This is a genomic window from Lewinella sp. (assembly GCF_050633125.1).
GTDB lineage: Bacteria > Bacteroidota > Bacteroidia > Chitinophagales > Saprospiraceae > Lewinella.
This window is the reverse complement of the sequence record NZ_JBOEFX010000254.1, coordinates 1-2004: the sequence shown is the minus strand read 5'-3', so window position 1 is coordinate 2004 and position 2004 is coordinate 1. Positions and strand designations below refer to the sequence as shown.

Annotated in this window: 2 protein-coding genes; both read right to left on the bottom strand. The window is 36.3% G+C overall.

Annotated elements, in window-relative coordinates:
• Positions 1-64: 64 nt before the first annotated feature.
• The gene (locus ACRBG0_RS28755) at positions 65-547 is read right to left on the bottom strand and encodes a DUF6998 domain-containing protein (RefSeq protein WP_431490264.1); all 483 of its coding nucleotides are present in this window, start codon (positions 545-547) and stop codon (positions 65-67) included.
• Positions 548-557: 10 nt separating this feature from the next.
• The gene (locus tag ACRBG0_RS28750; RefSeq protein ID WP_431490263.1) at positions 558-1196 is read right to left on the bottom strand and encodes a hypothetical protein; all 639 of its coding nucleotides are present in this window, start codon (positions 1194-1196) and stop codon (positions 558-560) included.
• Positions 1197-2004 lie beyond the last annotated feature (808 nt).

The following is a 2004-nucleotide window of genomic DNA, read 5'->3' as shown; positions in this document are numbered from 1 at the left end:
AACTCCGGCTACCACGCAGCCCGTAGCTTGCGGAGGGTTGTCGCTGGTAGCAAAGTTGGGCGAATTATTCTCTTCTCATCAAAGATTTACCATCATAACCCTCAGAAACTCTTTTCAACTGTTTATAGCTTACTCCCTTGGACGTTATCTTTCTCCTAGTATTTGGCTCCGAAATCAAAAAATCTTGGATAAAAGTGTTTTCGCCGTTATAGACTTCTTCAATTCTACCATCATTTAGAATTCTTAATACTAGAAATAATCCTATATTTTTCTTGTAAGTGTAGTTTCCGCCAATGAAAGAGCATTTTATCTGTACTGGCATCTCTTCTTCTCCTTTTGCCAAACCGTCGAAATCAGGTTTAGAGACTTTATCGAGGGTTACTTCATAGAAAGTCTCTGCAACTATTTCACCAAAATCACCAACAATGTTTCCATCAATGGTAAATTTCCTTCGTGGCTCATAACTACGCAATTCATTTTGAATAGATATCAACTTTTGATATTTTTCCAAATAAAATCTTGGTAAAACGCCTATTATTTTTTCCATTGTAAAATACTTATGTGAATATTTCCAGTGACTTCAACAGTTCTGTTGCTCGATTCCTATAAACTTTAGATACATCATTTCTACCCATAAACTGTCTCAAAAAGACAAAATTCAACTGGCTTCCGTTCAATTCTTTTTGAAGGACTTTTAAATCAATCTTATTCTTCTCTATTATTTCAGGAAAAAACATATCCAAAACATGCCAACAAGGATGTCTACCACTAACTATTATGAATTTCAAATTTATTTTAGACATCTCTTCGATCTGGCCCCTTAAATAAGTCCTACAATTTCTAAAGACTAAATCGAAGTCTTTAATTTTCATCCATTTTAGAGGAAAGGTAGATGAGTAACATCTCACAAGATCGGTATGAGCTACACCTCCTTCTAATCCTATATCGTCATGTAAATTAGGAATCCATTTTTTTAGAACTGAAAAATAACTATTCAATCCTGGACCTTTTTCTAGTATACTAAGAGAATAAGTGTCATTATATCCTATTTTCTTCGAATAAGGATTTACGCCGATGTATAAGAGTTTACTACTCTTTAATCCCCACAAATATTCTTCAGGAGAATACTGTCTCTGGAAAACAAACTCTCCTTGAAGTTCCGAACTTATATCGTGTTTGACCGCTTTATTACACATCGCATTATGCCTACAGTTACAAGTCATTATCTACTCTTTTATTCATTTCGCCCAACTCAAGCCTAGGCGACGTGCGTAGCGAAGCGGAGCATGGACGTCCTAGGCAAAGTTGTGCCCAGCCATTTTTTCCACGTACTGTTTTGCAAGTATTATTTTGCTGTCTTTTATTAGCACGTTAACACTGCTGCTAATTTAGAAAATAATCATGGAATCCATGGTGGCCTTCGGCCGCCTTATAGAGCGAAGCGAATGCACTCGTTAGCTTGGCAATTTTCCAATGGAGTGAAATCCTTATTCAATCCATCAATTAATATAACCTCAAAAATCGAAGCGGCATTCAAAGTACGATTAGCTTTTTCTCCAATGCCCTACCACACTACAGAAATCGGCTGTTCAATATAGATGATTCAGGAACAAAATGAGCAGCAGGTATTCTATTTTAAGCATTTCATGTATTTGCCAGATTGGTGCTTCAATCTTCTGGAACAATAGGGAAAAGCGATTATATGATCAGGTATCTTTTATCACAAAAAGCGACAAGACAGATTTATTTCATTTTGATCGTTTTAGCAAATTTTCTCTCGATAAGTACATAATTATATAACACTTGAGCACTAGACACCATCTTGTTTTTCCTCTCGTTTAGCAGTATTGTTATGCCATCTGGTAAATGCCGTAATATTGGCCACCCTATTTTTTCAACGCTGCGTTTGGCAAGTTCGATTTGAAAAATTTCAGCGCCTTATTTTGCTGTACTGTTTATTTTATTAATTCAAAAAGGTTGGGCACAACGGCTGGTGCCGGCGCA